The organism is Micromonospora cynarisoli (assembly GCF_030518815.1).
In the GTDB taxonomy this organism is placed as follows: Bacteria; Actinomycetota; Actinomycetes; order Mycobacteriales; family Micromonosporaceae; genus Micromonospora; species Micromonospora wenchangensis.
Window position 1 is genome coordinate 5,446,327 of the sequence record NZ_CP130426.1, and the last position, 21,024, is coordinate 5,467,350.

Below are 21,024 nucleotides of genomic sequence, written 5' to 3' on the forward strand. Positions count from 1 at the left end.
GGGCGGGCCCTTCAACGGGCGCGGAGCCGCGGCGGACGCGCGCTGAACGCACGTCGTGGCCGGGTCCGGGCCTGGTCCGGCGACACTGCCGGCCTTCATCCTCGCACCCGTGGCGGCCCGGATGCCGGCTGGTCCCAGGCCCGGGGCTGAGGCGTCGGACACACCGGGGGCCGGGGGCCGGCCACGCGCGAGGGGCGTCGACCGGCCGGTCGACGCCCCTCGCGGAGCAGGTGTGCTCAGACGCCGTGCGGGATGGCGTCCCAGCCCTCGACCTGCTGCGGCTTGCGAGTGCCGGGCCCGACGTAGCGGGCCGACGGCCGGACGAGCCGCTGGAGCTTCTTCTGCTCCAGGATGTGCGCCGACCAGCCGCCCATCCGGGCGCAGGTGAACATCGAGGTGAACATGTGCGCCGGCACCTCGGCGAAGTCGAGGACCACTGCCGACCAGAACTCGACGTTGGTGGCGAGGACGCGGTCCGGGCGGCGGGCCTGGAGCTCGGCCAGGGCGGCCTTCTCCAGCGCCTCGGCCACCTCGAAGCGCGGCGCGCCCAGCTCCCGCGCGGTGCGCCGGAGCACCCGGGCGCGCGGGTCCTCGGCCCGGTAGACGCGGTGGCCGAAGCCCATCAGCCGCTCACCCCGGTCGAGGACGCCCTTGACGTACCCCTCGGCGTCGCCGCTGCGCTCGACGGCCTCCAGCATGGTGAGCACCCGCGACGGCGCGCCGCCGTGCAGCGGGCCGGACAGCGCGCCGATGCCCGAGGAGATGCAGGCCGCCGCGTCGGCCCCGGTGGAGGCGACGATCCGGGCGGTGAAGGTGGAGGCGTTCAGGCCGTGCTCGGCGGCCGAGATGAAGTACGCGTCGACGGCCTTGACGTGCCGGGGGTCCGGTTCGCCCCGCCAGCGCTTCATGAACCGCTCGACGATGGTCTCCGCCTTGTCGATCTCCTTCTGCGGCACCGCCGGCAGGCCCAGCCCGCGGGCGGACTGGGCGACGAAGGACAGCGCGGTGACCGAGACCCGGGCCAGGTCGGCGCGGGCCTGGGAGTCGGAGATGTCGAGCAGTTGACTGAGCCCCCAGTACGGGGCGAGCATGGCGACCGCGGACTGCACGTCGACGCGGATGTCGCCGGAGTGCACCGGCACCGGGAACGGCTCGGCGGGCGGCAGGCCGGGGCCGAAACGCCCGTCGACCAGCAGGGCCCAGACGTTGCCGAAGGAGACCTGGCCAATCAGATCCTCGATGTCCACGCCCCGGTAGCGCAGCGCGCCACCCTCGCGGTCCGGTTCGGCGATCTCGGTCTCGAAGGCCACGACGCCTTCGAGGCCCGGTTTGAAGTCGGCCATGTCGTCTCCTGGCTTCTGGCTCGGTGCGCCCGCCACGGGCTCGGTCCGGCCCGGTACCTAAGGCGACCCTCAGGGATGTGTTCTCGTCATCTTGCCTGGTGAGTAACCAAGCGCGCGACCCGCTGCGACTGTGCTGCACGCGACATCCCCGCCGCTGGACTCCGGGGTGCGCTCCGTGAGACTGATCGGTGGGCTGACCAGCGTCGTCGGGACGCGGGACGGCCGGCGTGAGGAGGACGACGTGACGGGCGACACACCCGCCCTGGCGGCCATGCGGCACGAGTACGCCGCCGACCTGGGGCTTTCCGAGACGGATCTGGCCGCCGACTGGCCCACCCAGTTCGGCCGCTGGCTCGCCGACGCGGTCGCCGCCGGCCTGCCCGAGCCGAACGCGATGGTCCTCGGCACCGCCGACGCCACCGGCCGGCCCAGCGGCCGGACCGTGCTGCTCAAGGAGTACGACCCGCAGGGGTTCGTCTTCTTCACCAACCACGGCTCGCGCAAGGGCACCGAACTGGCCGACAACCCGTGGGCCAGCCTGGTCTTCCCCTGGTTCCCGATGCAGCGGCAGGTGGTGGTGACCGGTCGGGTCGAGCACGTCGGGCGGGGTGGGACCGAAGCGTACTTCGCCTCCCGGCCGCGCGGCTCCCAGCTCGGGGCCTGGGCGAGCACCCAGTCGGCGGTGGTGCCGGACCGGGCCGCGCTGGAGGAGGCGTACCGGGAGGTGGCGCAGCGGTTCCCGGCCGGCACGCCGGTCCCGGCGCCCCCGCACTGGGGCGGGTTCCGGGTCCACCCGGAGACGGTGGAGTTCTGGCAGGGCCGCGCCGGGCGGCTGCACGACCGGCTGCGGTTCCGTCGGGTCGAGGAGGGCGACTGGGCCGTCGAGCGGCTGGCCCCGTGACCGCCGTCAAGCCGGCCCGGACGGGCCGGGCCCGTCGGCTGGCCATCGACCTGCGTCCGCTGCGGGTCCCCGCGTTCCGCCGGATGTGGCTCGGCAACACGGTGGCGATGTTCGGGTTCCAGTTCACCGCGGTCGCCGTGCCGGTGGAGATGTACGCGCTGACCCGGGACTCCTTCTGGGTCGGCCTGCTCGGGGTGGCCGGCTTCCTGCCGCTGCTGGTCTTCGGCCTCTGGGGCGGGGCGGTGGCCGACGCCCGGGACCGGCGGCGGGTGCTGCTGGTCGGCTCGGCGCTGCTCTGGCTGTCGGTGCTCGGCCTGCTTGGGCACGCGCTGTCCGGCCTCGGCAGCCCGGTGCTGCTGCTGGCCCTGGTGACGGTGCACTCGATCGCGTTCGCGATCAGCTCACCGGCCCGCTCGGCGATCCTGCCCCGGCTGCTCCCGCCCGAGCTGGTCCCGGCGGGCAGCACCCTGAACTACACCACCTTCACCGCCGCGGCGGTGGCCGGCCCGCTCGCCGCCGGCCTGGTCTTCGCCGGGTTCGGCACCGACGCCGGGCTGCCGGTCGCCTACGCGGCCGACGCCCTGCTGTTCACCGCGCTGGTGGTGGCGACGGTACGGCTGCCCGCGATGCCCCCGGCCCCACCGGCGCAGGGGGAGGTGCGCCGGGGTGGTCTGGCCGGCATCCTCGACGGGTTCCGCTACCTGGCCACCACGCCGGTGCTGCTCTCCTCGTTCGCCATCGACCTGATCGCGATGATCCTGGCCATGCCCCGGGCGCTCTTCCCCGAGGTGGCGCAGGAGCGGTTCGGCGGCGGGGCGGCGGTGGGGTGGCTCTACAGCGCCATCGCGATCGGCGCGATGCTGGGCGGGTTGACCTCCGGCTGGATCGGCCGGCTGCGGCGGCAGGGGCTCGCCCTGGTGGTGGCGGTGGTCGGCTGGGGGCTGGCCATCGCGGCGGCCGGGCTGGCCCGGCAGCTCTGGCTGGTGGTGCTGCTGCTCGCGGTGGCCGGGGCGGCCGACCTGGTCAGCGCGGTGCTGCGGCAGTCGATGCTGCTGGTCTACGCGCCGGACCGGATGCGCGGCCGGCTCCAGGGGGTGAACACGGTGGTGGTGGCCGGCGGGCCCCGGCTGGGCGACCTGCGGGCCGGGGCGATGGCCGCCGGGTTCGGCGGCTCGGTCGCCTGGGTGGCCGGCGGGCTGCTCTCGGCCGGGCTGGCGGTGCTGCTGGTGGTGACTTTCCCGGCCCTGCTGCGCTACCGGGCGGGCACGGCGGCGCAGGGGCGCGACTGAACCTCCGGGGCCGGTGGGACGGGTGCGCCGGGTCCGGCGGGCGGGCCGGGGCACGGACTAAGGTCACGGCATGGACAACGCTGCGCACCGCCCGCCCTCGGGGACACAGTGGACCATCGCCGCCGACGGTCACGAGGCCGTCATCGTCGAGGTCGGCGGTGGGGTACGGACCTACCGGCGGGACGGGGTCGACTACCTCGACGGGTACGCCGAGGACGAGATCAGCCCCGGTAGCGCCGGGCACGTGCTGGCCCCCTGGCCGAACCGGATCAGGGACGGGCAGTACTCCTTCGGCGGCCGGTCGTTGCAGCTCGACCTGACCGAGCCGGCCCGGGGGGTCGCCCTGCACGGCCTGGTCAACTGGGTGCGCTGGCAGCCGGTCGAGGAGTCGGCCGACGCGGTGACCCTCGGCTACGACCTGCCGCCGACCCCTGGCTACCCGTGGTCGCTGCGGCTGCGGAGCCGGTGGAGCGTGGGGGCGGACGGGTTGCGCGGCGTGCACGAGGTGACCAACACCGGGGCCGAGGCCGCGCCGTTCGGCTTCTCCGTCCACCCGTACCTGCGGCTGGCCGGGGTGGCGGTGGACGACCTGACGATGCGGCTGCCGGCCCGCAGCCGGCTCCAGGTCGACGCCCGGCTGTTGCCGATCGGGGCGACCCCGGTGGCCGGCACCGAGTACGACTGGACCACCGCCCGGCCGATCGGCGACGCGCAGCTCGACCTCTGCTTCGGGGACGTGATCCGGGACGACGACGGTGGTTCGTCGGTGACCCTGACCGCCCCGGACGACGCGGACGGGGTGCGCCTGTGGGCCGACCACCAGTTCGGCTGGTGGCAGGTCTTCACCGGTGACGCGTTGACCGGCGAGCGGCACCGTCGGTCGGTGGCGGTGGAACCGATGACCTGCCCGCCGGACGCGTTCCGGTCAGGTCGGGACGTGATCGCGCTGGCCCCGGGGGAGACCTGGCGGGGCGCCTGGGGCATCCGGCCCGGGGTCTGAGCGTGGAGTTCGGCGAGGTGGTCCGGCGTCGCCGGATGGTGCGCAACTACGACCCGGACCGTCCGGTCCCGCCGGAGGTGGTGCGGCGGTTGCTGGACCACGCGGTCCGGGCGCCGTCGGCCGGCTTCGCCCAGGGCTGGGGCTTCCTGGTGCTGGAGGAGCCGGCGGACCGGGACCGGTTCTGGGCGGCGGCCACGCCCGGCGGTGGTGGGCGGGACCGGTGGCTGGCCGGGATGCGCCGGGCCCCGCTGATCGTGGTGCCGCACGCCAACCGCTCGGCCTACCTGGAGCGGTACGCCGAGCCGGACAAGGGCTGGGCGGACCGTTCGGAGGACCGCTGGCCGGTGCCCTACTGGTACGTCGACACCGGCTTCGCCGCGCTGCTGATGCTGCTCACCGCCGTGGACGAGGGGCTGGGGGCGTGCTTCTTCGGCATTCCCCCCGACCGGCTGTCGGCGTACCGGGAGGCGTTCGGGGTGCCGGGGGAGTACCACCCGATCGGCGCGATGACGATAGGTTATCGGGCGGTCGACCATCGGTCACCGTCGCTGCGGCGGGGGCGTCGGCCGGTGGACGAGGTGGTGCGGCGCGGCCGGTGGAGTTGATGCTGGTTCGTACCATCCGCAGCGGGTGACGGGGCGACGGAAACCGACAACGGGGAGCAGAACGCGGTGTGGCGGGGGCGGATAGGCTGGCACCGTGATCGGTGCCGCACGGTGCGGCAGCTCGGCGTGACCCGGCACCACGCCGAGGGTCGGCCCGACCAGGGGGAGGGGAGCGTGCCGTGATCTTCAAGGCGGTCCGGGACGGGCGTCCCTATCCGGAGCACAACCTGACGTTGAAGCAGTGGGCGGAGATCCCGCCCCGCCCGTTGCGGTTGGACCAGCTCATCACGACCAAGCGCGAGTTGGCGCTGGACAAGCTCCTCGCCGAGGACTCCACCTTCTATGGCGACCTGTTCCCGCACGTGGTGCAGTGGAACGGTGGCCTCTACCTGGAGGACGGCCTGCACCGGGCGTTGCGCGCGGCGTTGCAGCAGCGCAACCAGATCCACGCCCGGGTGCTGGTCTACAACGGCCAGCCCGAGTGACGCCCGCCTGAGCAGTCGTTAAGGTGACGGCCATGGGCACCCCGCTGGACCTGCTGGACGTCGACGCCTCGCTCGGCGAGGAGGAACGCCAGATCCGGGCCGTCGTCCGCCGGCTCGTCGACGACCGGGTCCGCCCGCACGTCGCCGGCTGGTACGAGGACGGCGACGTGCCGGCCCGGGAACTGGCCCGCGAGTTCGGCCGACTCGGCCTGCTCGGCATGCACCTGACCGGGTACGGCTGCGCCGGCGCGTCGGCGGTCGCGTACGGGCTGGCCTGCCTGGAACTGGAGGCCGGCGACTCCGGCGTCCGCTCCCTGGTGTCGGTGCAGGGCTCGCTGGCCATGTACGCCATCTGGCGCTTCGGCGACGAGGAACACAAGCAGCGCTGGCTGCCCGCGATGGCCGCCGGTGAGGCGATCGGCTGCTTCGGCCTGACCGAGCCCGACCACGGCTCCGACCCGGCCTCGATGACGACCCGGGCCCGCCGTGACGGCGACGACTGGCTCCTCGACGGCGCGAAGATGTGGATCACCAATGCGCCGATAGCCGACGTCGGGGTGGTCTGGGCGCGTACCGACGAGGGGGTGCGGGGTTTCCTCGTACCGATGGACACCCCCGGGGTGACGGCGCGTGAGATCCGCCGCAAGATGTCGCTGCGGGCCTCGGTGACCGGCGAGATCGCCCTCGACGGGGTGCGGCTGCCGGCGGACGCCCTGCTGCCCGGCGCGGTCGGGCTCCGGGCACCGCTGAGCTGCCTGACCGAGGCCCGGCAGGGCATCGTCTGGGGCGCGCTCGGCGCGGCCCGGGACTGCCTGGAGACGGCGCTGTCCTACGCCGGCACCCGGACCCAGTTCGGTCGTCCGCTGGCCGGCTTCCAGCTCACCCAGGCCAAGCTCGCCGACATGGCCGTGGAGTGGAACAAGGGGTTGCTGCTCGCCCTGCACCTGGGCCGGCTGGCCGACGCGGGCACGCTGCGACCGGACCAGGTCAGCGTGGGCAAGCTGAACAACGTGCGGGAGGCGCTGGCGATCGCCCGGCAGTGCCGGACGATCCTGGGCGCGAACGGGGTCTCCGGCGAGTATCCGGTGATGCGGCACGCCAACAACCTGGAGAGCGTGCTCACCTACGAGGGCACCTCCGAGATCCACCAACTGGTCGTCGGGCAGCGACTCACCGGCTTGTCCGCCTTCGGCTGACCACCGCCCGTCACCCGTTCGGGTCGCTCGCCGCGCGCGCGTCGTACGGTGGCCGTACCGTCATCGACAGAGGCACGTGTCTGACGAGGACGGTGAGGGCGATGGCCCGCGACGGTGAAACCCCCCAGAGTGAGTTCCCCGGCTACCCGACCGCCGACACACTGCGCACCCGGTCGGGCGACCCGGTCGACCCCGACACCCCACCGGCCGACCCGCCCCGCTCGGGCGGCGGCCCGGCCCGGGGCCTGCTCTGGGTGCTCGGCGCGGCGGCGTTGGTCGTGGTGGTGCTGCTCGGCACGCAGGTGACCGGGATCTTCCCGGAGTTCCGCAACCCGTTCGCCAAGGAACAGACCGACCGCAGCCAGCCGCCGCTGCTCAAGTCGATCCAGGATCTGAGCCGCTACGTGGCGGCCGAGGGCAACTTCCAGGTCGTCGTCGACCTCCAGAACGACCGCCACAACGTGCCGGAGTTCCTGCTCAACCAGCGGACGCTGTTCGTGGGGGCGGGCAGTGTCGAGGCGTACGTCGACTTCGGCAAGATCGGCGAGGGGGCGGTGGTGCCGTCCGCCGACGGCAAGTCCGTCGAGATCAAGCTGCCCGCCCCGCAGCTCGGCGAGACCAACCTCGACATGGACAAGAGCTACGTCTTCGCCGAGGAGCGCGGCCTGTTCAACCGGATCGGTGACGTGGTCAAGGGCGACCCCAACCGGCAGCAGCAGGTCTACCGGATGGCCGAGGAGCGGATCACCACGGCGGCCCGGGACAGCGGCCTGGCCCAGCGCGCCGAGGAGAACACCCGCAAGATGCTGGAGGGCCTGCTCCGCTCGCTCGGCTACGAGAAGGTCACCATCACCTACACGGCCTCCTGACCCGAAGCGCCACCGGCACGCGGCCCCGGTGCCGCGTGGCGGTGGCGCTGTCGAGGGTCCGACGGCGGTACTGGTGATCAAGAGGTGCGCGTCAGTGTTGATCTCCACGTTGACGCGAACCTCTTGATCACCGGGCGCGGCCCCGGTGGGCGCGGCCCCGCCGGGTGACGCCCGGGGCGGTCAGTAGCTGGTGGTGGCGTAGCGGTCCTCGTTGGGCATCAGGATCCACAGCACCAGGTAGATGATCACCTGCGTGCCGGGCAGCAGCAGCGACAGCAGGAACAGCAGCCGGACGAGGGTGGCCGAGGTGTTGAACCGGCGGGCCAGGCCGGCACAGACACCGGCGAGCATGCGCCCCTCGCGGGGCCGGACCAGTTTGCGACTCATCGTCGTACTCCCACTCTGCGGCGATCCGCCGCGCTGGTTCCACGGTAGGAAGGGGTGGCCACCGTGCCCTCCGCCCCGAGGGTGATCCGGTGACCCCGTACCCGTAGGTGGTTACCCGAGTCGACCCCGGCCGACGCCTGCCGACGCGACGGCCGGGTGCGGGGGACCGGGCGGGTAGGCTCGCCGATCGACACCGCCCCCACCCCGGGCGGGATCAGCAGGTCACCGGGGACCCCGGCGGCCACGGACCCGGCCGGACCCGGCACCACCGGGGCGACGGCGAGGAAGCGCAGCGATGATCAGTGTCTTCGACCTCTTCAGTGTCGGCATCGGCCCGTCCAGCTCCCACACGGTGGGCCCGATGCGGGCCGGTCGCACCTTCGTCACCGGGCTGAAGGCCGACGGCCTGCTGCACAGCGTCGCCCGGGTCGGGGCCGAGTTGTTCGGGTCCCTGGGCGCCACCGGCCACGGCCACGGCAGCGACCGGGCGGTGCTGCTCGGCCTGGCCGGTGAGAGCCCGGAGACGGTGGACACCGACAGCGTCGGCCCCCGGGTCGCCGAGATCCGCGCCCGCCGCCGACTCGCCCTGCTCGGCAGCCAGGAGATCGACTTCGAACCGGACCGGGACCTGGTGCTGCACCGCCGCCGGTCGCTGCCGTACCACCCGAACGGGATGGTCTTCTCGGCCTGGGACGCCGCGGGCGCGCAGGTACGCAGCCGGACGTACTACTCGGTCGGTGGCGGGTTCGTGGTGGACGAGGCGGCGGCCGGGGCGGACCGGATCACCGCGGACACCACCGCCGTGCCGCACCCCTTCTCCACCGGTGCCGAACTGCTCGACGTCACCGCCGGCACCGGCCTGCCGATCAGCGGGGTGATGCTCGCCAACGAGCTGTCCTGGCGCAGCGGGCCGGACGTGCGGGCGGGGCTGCTGGACATCTGGCGGGTGATGCGGGAGTGCGTGGCCCGGGGCGGCACCCGCGACGGCGTACTCCCGGGCGGGTTGCGGGTCCGGCGGCGCGCCGCCGAGCTGCGCCGCAGCCTGGAGGCCGACGCGGGCGCGGCCGACCCGCTGCGCGCGATGGACTGGGTGACCCTGTTCGCGCTCGCGGTCAACGAGGAGAACGCCGCCGGCGGCCGGGTGGTGACCGCCCCGACGAACGGCGCGGCCGGGATCATCCCGGCGGTGCTGCACTACTACACCCGGTTCGTGCCGGACGCCTCCGACGAGGGGGTGGTGCGGTTCCTGCTGGCCGCCGGGGCGATCGGGGTGCTGTTCAAGGAGAACGCCTCGATCTCCGGGGCCGAGGTGGGCTGCCAGGGCGAGGTCGGCTCGGCGTGCTCGATGGCCGCCGCCGGGCTGGCCGAGGCGCTCGGCGGCACCCCCGAGCAGGTGGAGAACGCCGCCGAGATCGGCATGGAGCACAACCTCGGGTTGACCTGCGACCCGGTCGGGGGGCTGGTGCAGATCCCCTGCATCGAGCGCAACGCGGTGGCTAGCATCAAGGCGATCACGGCGGCCCGGCTCGCGCTGCGCGGCGACGGGGTGCACCACGTCTCGCTCGACAAGGTCATCAAGACCATGCGCGAGACCGGGGCGGACATGAAGGTCAAGTACAAGGAGACGGCACGCGGCGGCCTGGCCGTCAACGTGATCGAGTGCTGAGGGGCGTTCGTTCACCGACTGCTAACCTGTCGTCCGTTGTTGTCAGGCGGGAGGCGACGGTGACCGCAGGCGTCACGGCGTTGTGGTCGCACCGCAACTCGCTGCGCATCCTGGTCAGACGCGATCTCGCGGTGAAGTACCAGCAGTCCGTGCTCGGCTACCTGTGGTCGCTGATCGAGCCGCTGGGGATGGGCGCGATCTACTTCTTCGTCTTCGGGGTGCTCTACTCCGGGCCGACCAACCGGCACCTCGGCGAGGCCGCCGGGTCGTACCCGCTGTTCCTGATCACCGGCATCTTCGCCTGGATGTGGACGAGTTCGGCGCTGAGCGAGGCGACCAACGCGCTGACCGGGCAGTCCCGCCTGATCACCACGATGAACGTGCCCCGGCAGGTCTTCCCGATCGGCCGGGTCACCGGCCGGTTCGCCGAGTACGTCGCCGGCCTGCCGATCCTGCTGGCCGTCGCGGTCGCGTACGCCGTACCGGGGCGGATCACGCTGGGCTGGTCGCTGCTGAGCCTGCCGCTGGCCGTCGCCGTGCAGGCCACCCTGCTGATCGGGCTGGCCCTGCTGCTGTCGGCGGTGAACGTGCTGATGCGTGACGTGGAGCGGTTCATGCGGCTGGTCATCCGGGTGCTGTTCTACGCCACCCCGATCATCTACCCGTTGAGCCTGGTCCGGGAGTCGGGCATGCCGGGCTGGGTGAAGGTGGCGTACGAGCTGAACCCGCTGGTCGGAATCTTCCAGCTCCAGCACGCCATCTGGTACCCGGACGAGTTCCCCGACGCCCGACTGCTGACCACCACGATCGCCGGGAGCCTGCTGGTGCTGGCCGCCGGCTGGTGGGCGTTCCGCCGGCTCGAACCGGCCGTGCTGAAGGAACTGTAGGTGCCGCCGATCATCGAGGCGCAGGGGCTCGGCATCCGGTTCGTCCGCAACCGGCGTCGGCAGCTCCGGCTGCGGGAGCTGTTCATCCACCGGGGCGGCCGGGCCGCCACCGGGCAGTTCTGGCCGCTGCGGGACGTCTCGTTCACCGTCGCGCCGGGCGACACGCTCGGGGTGATCGGGCGCAACGGCACCGGCAAGAGCACCCTGCTGCGGCTGATCGCCGGGGTGCTCATCCCCGACGAGGGGCGGATCACCGTCTCCGGTGACGTCGCGCCGCTGCTGGAACTCTCCGCCGGCTTCTCCAACGACCTGACCGGCCGGGAGAACCTCTACCTGGTCGGCGGGCTGCACGGACTCTCCACGGGCTACCTGCGGCGGCACTTCGACGACATCGTCGGGTTCGCCGGCGAGCAGGTGGAACGGGCCATCGACACCTCGGTGCGGCACTACTCGTCGGGGATGAAGGTGCGGCTCGGGTTCGCGATCATCTCGCACCTGCCGCACCCGATCCTGCTGATGGACGAGGTGACCGCGGTGGGCGACGCGGAGTTCCGCCAGAAGTGTTACTCGACGATCGACCGACTGCTCGCGGAGGGGCGCACCTTGGTGCTGGTGTCACACAACGAGAAGGACCTGACCCGGTTCTGCCGTCGGGGGCTCTACCTCGACGGCGGGCGGCTGACCGTGGACGGGACGGTCGCCGAGGCGCTCGACGCGTACCACGCCGCGGTGCCGCGATGACCGTGGCGATCGTGCTCGCTGCCGGTGCGCCGGCTGCGGGGCTGCCCACCGGCACGGGCGAGCCGCTTGCCGACCGGCTCGCCTGGCAGTTGCGCCGGGCCGGGGCGGACCGGGTGCACACCGTCGCCGACCTGCCCGCGCTGGCCGCCCTGGTGGACACCGTCACCGGCCCGGTCCTGGTCACCGGGGGCGACCTGGTCGCGCACACCGCCGTACTGCGGCACCTGGCGACCAGCCCGGTCGGCCCGACGGTGGCCCTGGTGCTCACCGATCCGCCGGCGGCCGGTCGGACGCTGGTCCGCGAGGAGCGCGGGCAGGTGGTCGACGCCGGCCCGGAGCTGCCCGACGCCACCGGCGTCTTCGGCGGCGCGCTGCGGGTCGGCGCGGACGACCTGCCGGCGCTGGCCGCCGCCGCCCGCTCGGCGGCCGTCGCCCCGGCGGCCGGTGCCGCCGTGGACCGGCTGTTCGCCGCGCTCACCGACCTCGGCACCCTGACCTTCGCCCACCGGGTACGCCTGCTCGTGGCGCACCGGGTCGCCGATCCGGCCGGGCTGGCCGCCGCCGAGACGGCCCTGGCCGGGGTGGACGAGGACCGGGCGCAGCTACGGCTGTCGGTGAAGGAACGGGACGACTTCTTCACCACCTACTTCGTCAGCACCTGGTCGCCGTCCGTGACGAAGGTGTGCGCCCAGCTGGGCCTGACGCCGACCGGGGTCACCATGATCTCGGTGCTGTTCGCGGTGGTCGCGGCGGTGCTCTTCGGTGCCGGTGGGCGGGCCGCCCTGGTGGCCGGCGCGGTCCTGCTCTACCTGGGATTCGTGCTGGACTGCGTGGACGGGCAGCTGGCCCGCTACACCAGGCACTTCAGCGCCTGGGGCGGCTGGCTGGACACGATGGCCGACCGGGCCAAGGAGTACCTGGTCTACGCGGGGCTGGGCTACGGCGCGACGCACGCCGGGTTCCGGTACGGCTGGGCGCTGGCCATCGCCGCGATGATCTTGCAGACCGTCAGGCACATGACCGACGCCTGGTACGGGGTGCTGCACGACGAGGCGGCCCGGCGTCCCCGCCCGGCCGGCCCGGCCGCCGGGGGGATCGGCGGGAAGCTGAACGCCGCCTCGACCCGGGTGCAGGCGGACACCGGCTCGGTGTCGTACTGGCTGAAGCGGACGGTGGTCTTCCCGATCGGCGAGCGGTGGGCGCTGATCGCGGTCACCGCCGCGCTGTTCGGGCCGCTGGTCAGCCTGGTCGCGGTGCTGGTGTGGGGGGTGCTGGCGTTCGGTTACACGGGCGCGTTGCGGACCCTGCGGGCGCGCTGGATGTGGGTGCCGGTGCTGGACACCGTCGACGCGACGCTGCACCGCGACGACGGGCCGGTGGCGGCCCGGCTGCCGGTGGTCCGCCCGATGGGGCCGTTGACCCTAGCGGTGCTCGGGGCGCTCGGGCCGGCGGTGCTGCTGGTGGTGGGGTTGCTCCGGGCGGCCGGCGACGGCGACCCGGGCGGCCTGCGCTGGTGGCTGCCGGTGGCGCTGGTGCTGCTGCTGGTCGCCGGGCTGGGTGCGGGCGCGGCGCACAACGGGCCGCTGGACTGGCTGGTGCCGGCGGCGCTGCGGGCCGGCGAGTACCTGTTCGCCGCCGTGGTCGGGGTGGTCGGCGGGGTGCCGGCCTGGCTGGTCTTCGGGTACGTCTTCGTGCTGACCGTGCACCACTACGACCTGACCGCCCGGTTGGAGAAGCGGCAGGCGGCCCCGCCGTTGCACGTCTGGACGCTGGGCTGGGAGGGCCGTTCGGTGCTGCTGGCGGTGGCGGCGATCGCCGGATTTGCCGCCCCTGCCATGGCTACAATCGGTACGTACCTTCTGGTGGTGTTCGTGGCGAGTGTCGTGCTGGCCTGGGTCGTCCTGCCGGCCCGCGCGGGCCGGGCGGCGGCCGTACCCGTGCGGGGTGCCTCGCCGGGCTGACGAACGGGGGCGGCCGGATGACGCTGATCAGCTTCGTCGTACCGGCCTTCCGGGTGCAGGGCTACCTGCGCGAGTGCCTGGACTCGCTGCTCGGCCAGCCGTACCGGGACATCGAGGTGATCGGGGTCGACGACGCCTCCCCGGACGCCTGCGGCGACATCCTCGACGAGTACGCCGCCCGCGACCCCCGGGTCCACGCGGTACGCCTGCCGCGCAACGTCGGGCTCGGTCCGGCCCGCAACGTCGGGCTGGACCGGGCCACCGGCGAGTACGTCTGGTTCCTCGACGGCGACGACCGGCTCGCCCCCGACTGCCTGCCCGAGGTCGCCGACCGGCTCACCGCCACCCGCCCCGACGTGCTGCTGGTCGACCACGTCCGGGTGCACTGGGACGAGCGCGCCACCCGCAGCGCCCTGCCGGAGGTCTTCCCCGACCCGCCGGGCGAGGCGACGTTCCGGCTGGCGGAGCGGCCCGAGGCCCTGCGCCTGCTGCACACCGCCTGGAACCGGCTGGTCCGGCGGGAGTTCCTGACCGGCCTCGGGCTGCGCTTCGCCCCCGGCTGGTACGAGGACGTCGCGTTCAGCTACCCGGTGCTGCTGGCCGCCGGGCGGATCGGCGTGCTCGACCGGGTTTGCGTGCACTACCGGCAGCGTCGGGCCGGCGCGATCACCCGGACCGTCGACGGCCGGCACTTCGAGGTCTTCGAGCAGTGGCACCGGGTGTTCGCCTTCCTCGACGGGCGGCCCGACCTGGCCGGCCTGCGCCCGGTGGTGTTCGAGCGGATGATCTGGCACTACCTGACAGTGCTCGGCAACGGCGACCGGATCGCCCCCGCGCTGCGGCAGGCGTTCTTCCGACGGATCACCGCCGACCACAGGCGCTTCCGCCCGCCCGGCGGCTACCCGGTGCCGGACGGCGGGGACGGGCTCAAGCACCGGCTGGTCGCCGCCGGCAGGTGGCACACCTTCAGCGCGTTGCGCACCGTCAACCAGGCCCGGGAGCGCGCGCGGGTGACCGGCCGGCGGGTCCGGCCGGTGGCCCGGCGCACCGCGCGGCTGGCCCGGGACGCGCTGCTGCACGAGTACTACCGGGCCGAGCTGCGCCGGCCGATCGACCCGACGCTCGCCGTCTACGCCGCCTACTGGTACCGGGGCTACGCCTGCAACCCGGCGGCGGTGCACGCCGCCGCCCGCCGGCTCGCCCCGCAGGTCCGGGGGGTGTGGATCGTCCGCCGGGACCGGGTCGACACCCTCCCGCCCGGCACCGAGTACGTCGTCGCCGGCACCCGCGACGCCCAGCGGGTGCTGGCGCGGGCCCGCTGGCTGGTCAACAACGTCAACTTCCCGGACTTCGTCCGCAAGCGCCCCGGCCAGGTGCACGTGCAGACCCACCACGGCACCCCGGTCAAGGTGATGGGGCTGGACCAGCAGCGGTATCCGCTCGGCGCGGTCGGGATGGACTTCGCGGGGCTGCTGCGCCGGGTGGACCGCTGGGACTACAGCATCACCTCCAACGCGTTCTCCACCCAGATGTGGGACCGCGCCTACCCGGCGGACTACGTCAGGTTGGAGGTGGGCTATCCGCGCAACGACCGGCTGGTCACCGCCACCGCCGAGGAGGTCCGCGCGGTCCGGGCCGGGCTCGGGATCGCCCCGGACGATCGGGTGGTGCTGTACGCGCCGACCCACCGGGAGCACCTGCCCGGCTACCGGCCGCCGTTCGACCCGTACCGGCTGCTGGACGTGCTCGGGCCGGCCGGTCGGTTGCTGGTGCGCAGCCACTACTTCCACGACCGGGAGGGCCGGGCCCGGCGGCGGGCCGGGGGGCGGGTGGTCGACGTCAGCGACGTCGGCACCGTGGAGGACCTCTACCTGGCCGCCGACGTGCTGGTCACCGACTACTCGTCGGCGATGTTCGACTACGCGGTGCTGGACCGGCCGATCGTGGTCTACGCGCCGGACCACGACGCCTACCGGCTGGCCCGGGGGGTCTACTTCGACGTCACCGCCGAGCCGCCGGGCGCGGTCGCGCTGACCTTCGACGAGCTGCGGGAGGTCTTCCGCTCCGGCGCGGTGACCGGGGCGTCGGCCGAGCGGGCCCGGCTGGCGTTCCGGGAGCGGTTCTGCGGCTGGGACGACGGACACGCGGCGGAACGGGTGGTCCGGCGGGTGTTTCTCGACGAGCCGGGGTGAGGTTTCCGGGCGGATCGCCGTACTGGCCCGTAATAGGGCTGTCATCAGTCGAACATGGCACGTTTACCCGATGTGCTAACCCGATGATGCTCGTCACAGTCAACCCCGGGGTTCGGCCAAGCTGGGGGAGGAGACGGTGACCACCGTCGCGCTGAAGGACGTAACAAAGGTATTCCCGGACGGGACAATTGCCGTCGACAACGTCAGTCTCGACGTCGTCGACGGGGAGTTCATGGTGCTGCTGGGCCCGTCCGGTTGCGGGAAGTCGACCGTGTTGCGGATGATCGCGGGCCTGGCGGAGCCGACCAGCGGCGCGGTGATGCTCGACGGTGAGGTCGCCAACGACCTGCCGCCGCGCGACCGGAAGATCGCCATGGTCTTCCAGGACTTCGCGCTCTACCCGCACATGTCCGTCGGCGACAACATCGGCTTCCCGCTCAAGCTGTCCGGCGTCGAGCCGGTGCCCCGGGGCGAGCGGGTGCAGGACGTGGCGAGCGCGCTCGGCATCGGCGACGTGCTCGGCCGCAAGCCGAGCCAGCTCTCCGGCGGCCAGCGGCAGCGGGTGGCGATGGGTCGGGCGATCGTCCGCCGGCCGGGGCTTTTCCTGATGGACGAGCCGCTGTCCAACCTGGACAGCGGGCTGCGCGCCGAGCTGCGCGCCGAGATCTCCGCGCTGACCCGCGAGCTGGGCGTCACCACCATCTATGTCACCCACGACCAGGCCGAGGCGCTGACCATGGCCGACCGGGTGGCCATCATGCGCAAGGGCGTGCTCCAGGACGTCGGCACCCCCACCCAGGTGTACGGCCGGCCGGCGACCCTCTACGTGGCCGCCTTCCTCGGCAGCCCCCGGATGAACCTGCTGGAGGCGTCGGTCTACGTCCACCTCGACCGGTACGTCACGCTGACCCTCGGTGACCAGGCGCTCTACCTGCCGTGGGACGACATCCGCAGCCGGGCGGTGGCGCACTACCACGGCGAGCGGATCGTGGTCGGGATGCGGGCCGAGGCGCTCACCCCGGTCGCCCCGGACACCCCCGGCGACGTGCTCCAGGGCCGGGTGCGTTACCTGGAGCACCACGGGCACGAGTCGCTGGCCTTCCTCGACATCGGCGCCACCGCCATCATGGTCGACGAGATGAGCGCCCCGACCGACGACGCGGCCCCCGGCCAGCGCGGGCTGCGCCGGTTCGGTCAGGTCATGTCCCGGCTCACCGGGCGGGCCACCGACCCGGAGGAGGTCGACCGGACGCCCGGCGGCAACCGCACCAGCGTGCTGAACGATCCCGGCCGGCACCACCGCCGCCCGGCCGAACTGGCGGTCCGGCTGGCCCCGTACCCGGCGATCTCGGCGGGGCACCCGATGGCGGTCGCGGTCCGGATGGACGCCCTGCACTTCTTCGACGAACGCGGCGACCGGATCGACGTCGGCTGGCGCTGAGCCGGCCGCCGCGCGTGCCCGGTGTGGTCGGGCCATGTCGCTGGAATTGCGGTATACGCAGGTCCCGATGCCACAATCCCAGCGACATGGCGGGAACCATGCGCCGCCTTGGCGGGGTATTTTACCCGCGGGTAACGTCAGGGTCATGACCGTTGACTCCCGCGAGGTGGCGGCCGGGGTGCTCCGGGCCGTCCCGTTCGCCCGCACGCTCGGCTTCGAGTTCGTCGAGGTCGCGCCCGAGGCCGAGGGTGGGGTCCGGGCCGTCGTCCGGCTGCCCGACTCGCCGGCCACCCACAACCACGTCGGCGGCCCGCACGCCGGCGCCATGTTCACCCTCGGCGAGACCGCCTCCGGCGCGGTGGTGATGGCCGCGTTCGGGCAGGTGCTCGACCGGGCGGTGCCGCTGGCCGTACGGGCCGACATCGCGTACCGGCGGGTGGCGATGGGGGAGGTGCGGGCCACCGCACGGCTCGGTCGTCCCCCGGCCGAGGTGCTCGCTGAGCTGGACGCCGGGCAGCGCCCCGAGTTCCCGGTGGCGGTGGAGATCGGCACCCCCGACGGCACCGTCACCGCCACCATGACCGTCCTGTGGACGCTGCGCCCGCACCGCTGACCCGCGTGGCGGGGGTTTGCCCGGGTGGGGCGCTGGATAGATTCGTAGCGTGCTGGGCCTACCTGCTCATGTGACCGCCTGCCTCTTCGACCTCGACGGCGTGCTGACCCAGACCGCCAAGGTGCACAACGCCGCCTGGAAACAGACCTTCGACGACCTGCTGCGCCGGCACGCCGAGGCCGGCGGCGAACCGTTCCGGCCGTTCGACCCCGGCCCGGACTACAACCGGTACGTCGACGGGAGACCGCGCGCCGACGGGGTGCGGTCCTTCCTCGCCTCCCGGGGCATCACCCTGCCCGAGGGGAGCCCCGACGACCCGCCCGGCGCGGAGACCGTCAACGGGGTCGGCAACCGCAAGAACGTCGTCCTGCTGGACCGGATCCACCACGACGGCGTGGCGGCGTACCCCGGGTCGGTGGCCTACCTGAAGGCGGCCGAGCAGGCCGGGTTGCGCCGCGCGGTGGTCTCGGCCAGCGCCAACTGCCGCGACGTGGTCGCCGCCGCCGGCCTGGAACCGCTGCTGGAGGTACGCGTCGACGGGCTGGTCGCCCGCGCCGAGGGGTTGCGCGGCAAACCGCACCCGGACACCTTCCTCGCCGCCGCCGAGCTGCTCGGGGTGGCCCCCGCCGACGCGGCCGTGTTCGAGGACGCGCTGGCCGGGGTGGCCGCCGGCCGGGCCGGCGGGTTCGGCCACGTGATCGGGGTGGACCGGGTCGGCCAGGCCGACGAACTGCGCGCCCACGGCGCCGACGTGGTGGTCACCGACCTCGCCGAGCTGCTGCGCGGGCCGGCCGCATGATCAGGGAACGCGCCTACCCGGTCGAGCCGTGGCACATCCGGGAGACCCGCCTCGACATGGACGTGCTGGCCCAGTCCGAGTCGGTGTTCGCGCTCTCCAACGGCCACATCGGACTGCGCGGCAACCTCGACGAGGGCGAGCCGCACGGCCTGCCCGGCACCTACCTGAACTCGTTCTACGAGCTGCGTCCGCTGCCGTACGCGGAGGCCGGGTTCGGGTTCCCCGAGTCGGGGCAGACCATCGTCAACGTCACCAACGGCAAGCTGATCCGGCTGCTCGTCGACGACGAACCGCTCGACCTGCGCTACGGCGAGCTGCTCAGCCACGAACGGGTCCTCGACCTGCGGGCCGGCACCCTGCACCGGGAGATGCACTGGCGCTCGCCCGCCGGCCGGGAGGTGAAGGTCCGCAGCACCCGGCTGGTCTCCTTCACCCAACGGTCGGTCGCCGCGATCCACTACGAGGTGGAGGCGGTCAGCGGTCCGCTGCGGCTGATCCTCCAGTCCGAGCTGGTCGCCAACGAGAACCTGCCGGCGCAGAGCCGCGACCCCCGGGTCGCCGCCGTGCTGGAGTCGCCGTTGCAGGCCGAGGAGGAGCTGACCACCGACGACGGCGGCCTGCTCATCCACCGAACCAAGGTCAGCGGATTGCGGGTGGCCGCCGGCATGGGCCACGACGTCGACGCCCCGAGCCGCACCACCATCGAGTCCGAGGGGTACGAGGACTGGGTGCGGACCACCGTCGGCTGCGTGCTCCAGCCCGGCGAGACGCTGCGCGTGGTCAAGTACCTCGCGTACGGCTGGTCCAGCCGGCGTTCCCTGCCGGCGCTGCGTGACCAGGTCGGCGCGGCGCTGGCCGCCGCCCGGCTGGCCGGCTGGGACGGGCTGTACCGGGAGCAGCGTGGCTACCTCGACGGGTTCTGGGACGCCGCCGACGTCCGGGTCGAGGGCGACCCGGAGGTGCAGCAGGCCGTCCGGTTCGGACTGTTCCACGTGCTCCAGGCCGGGGCGCGGGCCGAACGCCGGCCGATCTCCGCCAAGGGGCTCACCGGTCCCGGCTACGACGGGCACGCGTTCTGGGACACCGAGATGTTCGTGCTGCCGGTCCTGACGTACACCCAGCCCAGCGCGGTACGCGACGCCCTGTACTGGCGGCACGCCACCCTGGAGCAGGCCCGGGAGCGGGCCCGGACGTTGAACCTGGCCGGCGCGGCGTTCCCGTGGCGCACCATCGAGGGGCCGGAGTCCTCGGCGTACTGGCCGGCCGGCACCGCCGCCTTCCACATCGCCGCCGACGTCTCCGACGCGCTGCGCCGCTACGTCCTGGTCACCGGCGACGAGCAACTGGAACGGGACATCGGCCTGGAACTGCTGGTGGAGACGGCCCGGCTGTGGCGTTCCCTGGGCCACCACGACCGGTACGGCCGGTTCCACATCGACGGGGTGACCGGCCCCGACGAGTACACCGCCGTCAAGAACGACAACATCTACACCAACCTGATGGCGCAGCGGAACCTGCTCACCGCCGCCGACTGCGCGATGCGCCTGCGCGACGAGGCCCTCGACCTCGGGGTGTCCGAGGAGGAGGCGGCCGAGTGGCGCGACGCCGCCACCGCCATGCACCTCCCGTACGACGAGGACCTCGACGTGCACGAGCAGGTGGAGGGGTTCACCCGGCTCCAGGAGTGGGACTTCGCGCACACCCCGACCGAGAAGTACCCGCTACTGCTGCACTACCCGTACTTCGACCTGTACCGCAAGCAGGTGGTCAAGCAGGCCGACCTGGTGCTGGCCATGCACTGGCGGGGGGACGCCTTCACCGACGCGCAGAAGCTGCGCAACTTCCTCTACTACGAGCGGCGTACCGTGCGGGACTCGTCCCTGTCGGCCTGCACCCAGGCGGTGCTCGCGGCCGAGGTGGGCCACCCCGAGCTGGCGCACAGCTACCTGCGGGAAGCCGCGCTGATGGACCTGCACGACCTCAACGAGAACACCCGCGACGGCGTGCACATGGCGTCGCTGGCGGGGGCCTGGATCGCGTTGGTGGCCGGCTTCGGCGGGCTACGCGACCACGACGGCGAGCTGTCGTTCGCCCCCCGGCTGTCCAGCCGGTTGAGCCGGTTGGAGTTCTCGTTGCAGTGGCGGTCGATGCGGCTGCGGGTGGACGTCCGGCCGCACCAGACGACGTACTCGCTGCGCAACGGCGGCCCGGACACGGTGATGGAGCTGCGGCACCACGGCGAGAGCGTCCGGGTGACCTCCGCCGCCCCGGTGACCGTACCGGTGCCGCAGCGTCACGAGAGCGGCCCGGCACCGGAACAGCCGCCCGGCCGGGCCCCGCTGCTGCGCCTGCCCGAGTCCCCCGGCTGACCCCGCCGAAGGGTCGTCGTCACGGCCGTGACGACGACCCTCCACCCGCAGCTGATCGGCGGGTCAGAACTGGGGGCCGTTGGAAGGACGGCCACCGGCGTCGCGCGGGGCGACCGCCCGAGGGTCCTCGGGGGTACGCGCCTGCGCCGCCTCGTCGGCCCAGTCGGGCTCGTGCCCGGCGTCCGGCTCGGGGCGGTCCTGCTCGATGGTCCGGGTCTGCTGACGTGCCTTCCGCTTGGCCATGGCGAACCTCGTGATCCGTGCGGGGCGCGGCTGCGCC

The 21,024-nt window shown here is 73.4% G+C and carries 19 protein-coding genes; 16 read left to right on the forward strand and 3 right to left on the reverse strand.

What is annotated here, in order from left to right:
- Positions 1–236: 236 nt before the first annotated feature.
- A complete protein-coding gene (locus Q2K16_RS23955; protein WP_088643529.1) occupies positions 237–1,343 on the reverse strand; it encodes a citrate synthase 2 in 1,107 nt (368 codons plus the stop codon).
- A 271-nt stretch (positions 1,344–1,614) separates the two neighbouring features.
- Between Q2K16_RS23955 and pdxH the strand changes: the two genes are divergently transcribed.
- The 7 genes from pdxH to Q2K16_RS23990 all read left to right on the forward strand — a co-directional run bounded on the left by pdxH (position 1,615) and on the right by Q2K16_RS23990 (position 7,688).
- On the forward strand, positions 1,615–2,244 hold the full coding sequence (gene pdxH / locus Q2K16_RS23960) for a pyridoxamine 5'-phosphate oxidase (RefSeq protein ID WP_302746592.1): 630 nt from the start codon (positions 1,615–1,617) through the stop codon (positions 2,242–2,244).
- Complete coding sequence (locus Q2K16_RS23965) at positions 2,241–3,533, forward strand: MFS transporter (RefSeq protein WP_302740324.1); 1,293 nt, start codon at positions 2,241–2,243, stop codon at positions 3,531–3,533. Before pdxH ends, Q2K16_RS23965 begins: the two co-directional genes overlap by 4 nt.
- A gap of 70 nt (positions 3,534–3,603) precedes the next feature.
- Positions 3,604–4,533, forward strand: a complete 930-nt coding sequence (locus Q2K16_RS23970; RefSeq protein ID WP_302740325.1) for an aldose 1-epimerase family protein — start codon at positions 3,604–3,606, stop codon at positions 4,531–4,533.
- Between the two features lie 2 nt (positions 4,534–4,535).
- Positions 4,536–5,138 (forward strand): nitroreductase family protein, encoded by a 603-nt coding sequence (locus Q2K16_RS23975; protein ID WP_302740326.1) that lies wholly within the window; start codon positions 4,536–4,538, stop codon positions 5,136–5,138.
- Positions 5,139–5,317: 179 nt separating this feature from the next.
- Positions 5,318–5,623 (forward strand): type II toxin-antitoxin system VapB family antitoxin, encoded by a 306-nt coding sequence (locus tag Q2K16_RS23980; protein ID WP_145917627.1) that lies wholly within the window; start codon positions 5,318–5,320, stop codon positions 5,621–5,623.
- Positions 5,624–5,655: 32 nt separating this feature from the next.
- Positions 5,656–6,819, forward strand: coding sequence for an acyl-CoA dehydrogenase family protein (locus tag Q2K16_RS23985; protein WP_302740328.1), 1,164 nt, complete (start codon positions 5,656–5,658; stop codon positions 6,817–6,819).
- A gap of 101 nt (positions 6,820–6,920) precedes the next feature.
- Positions 6,921–7,688 (forward strand): DUF4230 domain-containing protein, encoded by a 768-nt coding sequence (locus tag Q2K16_RS23990; protein WP_302740329.1) that lies wholly within the window; start codon positions 6,921–6,923, stop codon positions 7,686–7,688.
- 180 nt (positions 7,689–7,868) lie between these two features.
- Here the strand turns inward: Q2K16_RS23990 and Q2K16_RS23995 are convergent, their stop codons facing one another.
- Entirely contained in the window at positions 7,869–8,075 is a 207-nt protein-coding gene (locus tag Q2K16_RS23995; RefSeq protein ID WP_302740331.1) for a PspC domain-containing protein, read from the reverse strand.
- Positions 8,076–8,370: 295 nt separating this feature from the next.
- Between Q2K16_RS23995 and Q2K16_RS24000 the strand changes: the two genes are divergently transcribed.
- From Q2K16_RS24000 to Q2K16_RS24040, 9 genes are all read left to right on the forward strand, one after another.
- Complete coding sequence (locus Q2K16_RS24000; RefSeq protein WP_302740333.1) at positions 8,371–9,741, forward strand: L-serine ammonia-lyase; 1,371 nt, start codon at positions 8,371–8,373, stop codon at positions 9,739–9,741.
- A 59-nt stretch (positions 9,742–9,800) separates the two neighbouring features.
- Entirely contained in the window at positions 9,801–10,628 is an 828-nt protein-coding gene (locus tag Q2K16_RS24005) for an ABC transporter permease (RefSeq protein ID WP_302740335.1), read from the forward strand.
- Positions 10,629–11,369: an ABC transporter ATP-binding protein gene (locus Q2K16_RS24010; protein ID WP_088643539.1), complete on the forward strand. Its 741-nt coding sequence runs from the start codon at positions 10,629–10,631 to the stop codon at positions 11,367–11,369. It abuts the gene before it with no gap.
- On the forward strand, positions 11,366–13,330 hold the full coding sequence (locus Q2K16_RS24015) for a DUF5941 domain-containing protein (protein WP_302740339.1): 1,965 nt from the start codon (positions 11,366–11,368) through the stop codon (positions 13,328–13,330). The genes Q2K16_RS24010 and Q2K16_RS24015 overlap by 4 nt, the downstream gene beginning before the upstream one ends.
- 17 nt (positions 13,331–13,347) lie before the next feature.
- Positions 13,348–15,522 (forward strand): bifunctional glycosyltransferase/CDP-glycerol:glycerophosphate glycerophosphotransferase, encoded by a 2,175-nt coding sequence (locus Q2K16_RS24020; protein WP_302740341.1) that lies wholly within the window; start codon positions 13,348–13,350, stop codon positions 15,520–15,522.
- A 136-nt stretch (positions 15,523–15,658) separates the two neighbouring features.
- Positions 15,659–16,963, forward strand: a complete 1,305-nt coding sequence (locus tag Q2K16_RS24025; protein ID WP_302740342.1) for an ABC transporter ATP-binding protein — start codon at positions 15,659–15,661, stop codon at positions 16,961–16,963.
- A 145-nt stretch (positions 16,964–17,108) separates the two neighbouring features.
- Entirely contained in the window at positions 17,109–17,576 is a 468-nt protein-coding gene (locus Q2K16_RS24030; protein ID WP_302740344.1) for a DUF4442 domain-containing protein, read from the forward strand.
- Positions 17,577–17,625: 49 nt separating this feature from the next.
- Positions 17,626–18,375: a beta-phosphoglucomutase family hydrolase gene (locus Q2K16_RS24035; RefSeq protein WP_302740346.1), complete on the forward strand. Its 750-nt coding sequence runs from the start codon at positions 17,626–17,628 to the stop codon at positions 18,373–18,375.
- Positions 18,372–20,744, forward strand: coding sequence for a glycoside hydrolase family 65 protein (locus Q2K16_RS24040; protein WP_302740347.1), 2,373 nt, complete (start codon positions 18,372–18,374; stop codon positions 20,742–20,744). The genes Q2K16_RS24035 and Q2K16_RS24040 overlap by 4 nt, the downstream gene beginning before the upstream one ends.
- A gap of 63 nt (positions 20,745–20,807) precedes the next feature.
- Here Q2K16_RS24040 and Q2K16_RS24045 read toward each other — a convergent pair whose 3' ends face one another.
- Positions 20,808–20,987: a hypothetical protein gene (locus Q2K16_RS24045; RefSeq protein ID WP_145917639.1), complete on the reverse strand. Its 180-nt coding sequence runs from the start codon at positions 20,985–20,987 to the stop codon at positions 20,808–20,810.
- Positions 20,988–21,024 lie beyond the last annotated feature (37 nt).

Excerpts from the sequence above, each read along its gene's own strand:
- Q2K16_RS23955 (WP_088643529.1), bottom strand. The coding sequence starts at position 1,343 with ATGGCCGACTTCAAACCGGGCCTCGAAGGCGTCGTGGCCTTCGAGACC.
- pdxH (WP_302746592.1), top strand. The coding sequence starts at position 1,615 with ATGCGGCACGAGTACGCCGCCGACCTGGGGCTTTCCGAGACGGATCTG.
- Q2K16_RS23970 (WP_302740325.1), top strand. The coding sequence starts at position 3,604 with ATGGACAACGCTGCGCACCGCCCGCCCTCGGGGACACAGTGGACCATC.
- Q2K16_RS23985 (WP_302740328.1), top strand. The coding sequence starts at position 5,656 with ATGGGCACCCCGCTGGACCTGCTGGACGTCGACGCCTCGCTCGGCGAG.
- Q2K16_RS23990 (WP_302740329.1), top strand. The coding sequence starts at position 6,921 with ATGGCCCGCGACGGTGAAACCCCCCAGAGTGAGTTCCCCGGCTACCCG.
- Q2K16_RS23995 (WP_302740331.1), bottom strand. The coding sequence starts at position 8,075 with ATGAGTCGCAAACTGGTCCGGCCCCGCGAGGGGCGCATGCTCGCCGGT.
- Q2K16_RS24000 (WP_302740333.1), top strand. The coding sequence starts at position 8,371 with ATGATCAGTGTCTTCGACCTCTTCAGTGTCGGCATCGGCCCGTCCAGC.
- Q2K16_RS24015 (WP_302740339.1), top strand. The coding sequence starts at position 11,366 with ATGACCGTGGCGATCGTGCTCGCTGCCGGTGCGCCGGCTGCGGGGCTG.
- Q2K16_RS24020 (WP_302740341.1), top strand. The coding sequence starts at position 13,348 with ATGACGCTGATCAGCTTCGTCGTACCGGCCTTCCGGGTGCAGGGCTAC.
- Q2K16_RS24030 (WP_302740344.1), top strand. The coding sequence starts at position 17,109 with ATGACCGTTGACTCCCGCGAGGTGGCGGCCGGGGTGCTCCGGGCCGTC.
- Q2K16_RS24040 (WP_302740347.1), top strand. The coding sequence starts at position 18,372 with ATGATCAGGGAACGCGCCTACCCGGTCGAGCCGTGGCACATCCGGGAG.
- Q2K16_RS24045 (WP_145917639.1), bottom strand. The coding sequence starts at position 20,987 with ATGGCCAAGCGGAAGGCACGTCAGCAGACCCGGACCATCGAGCAGGAC.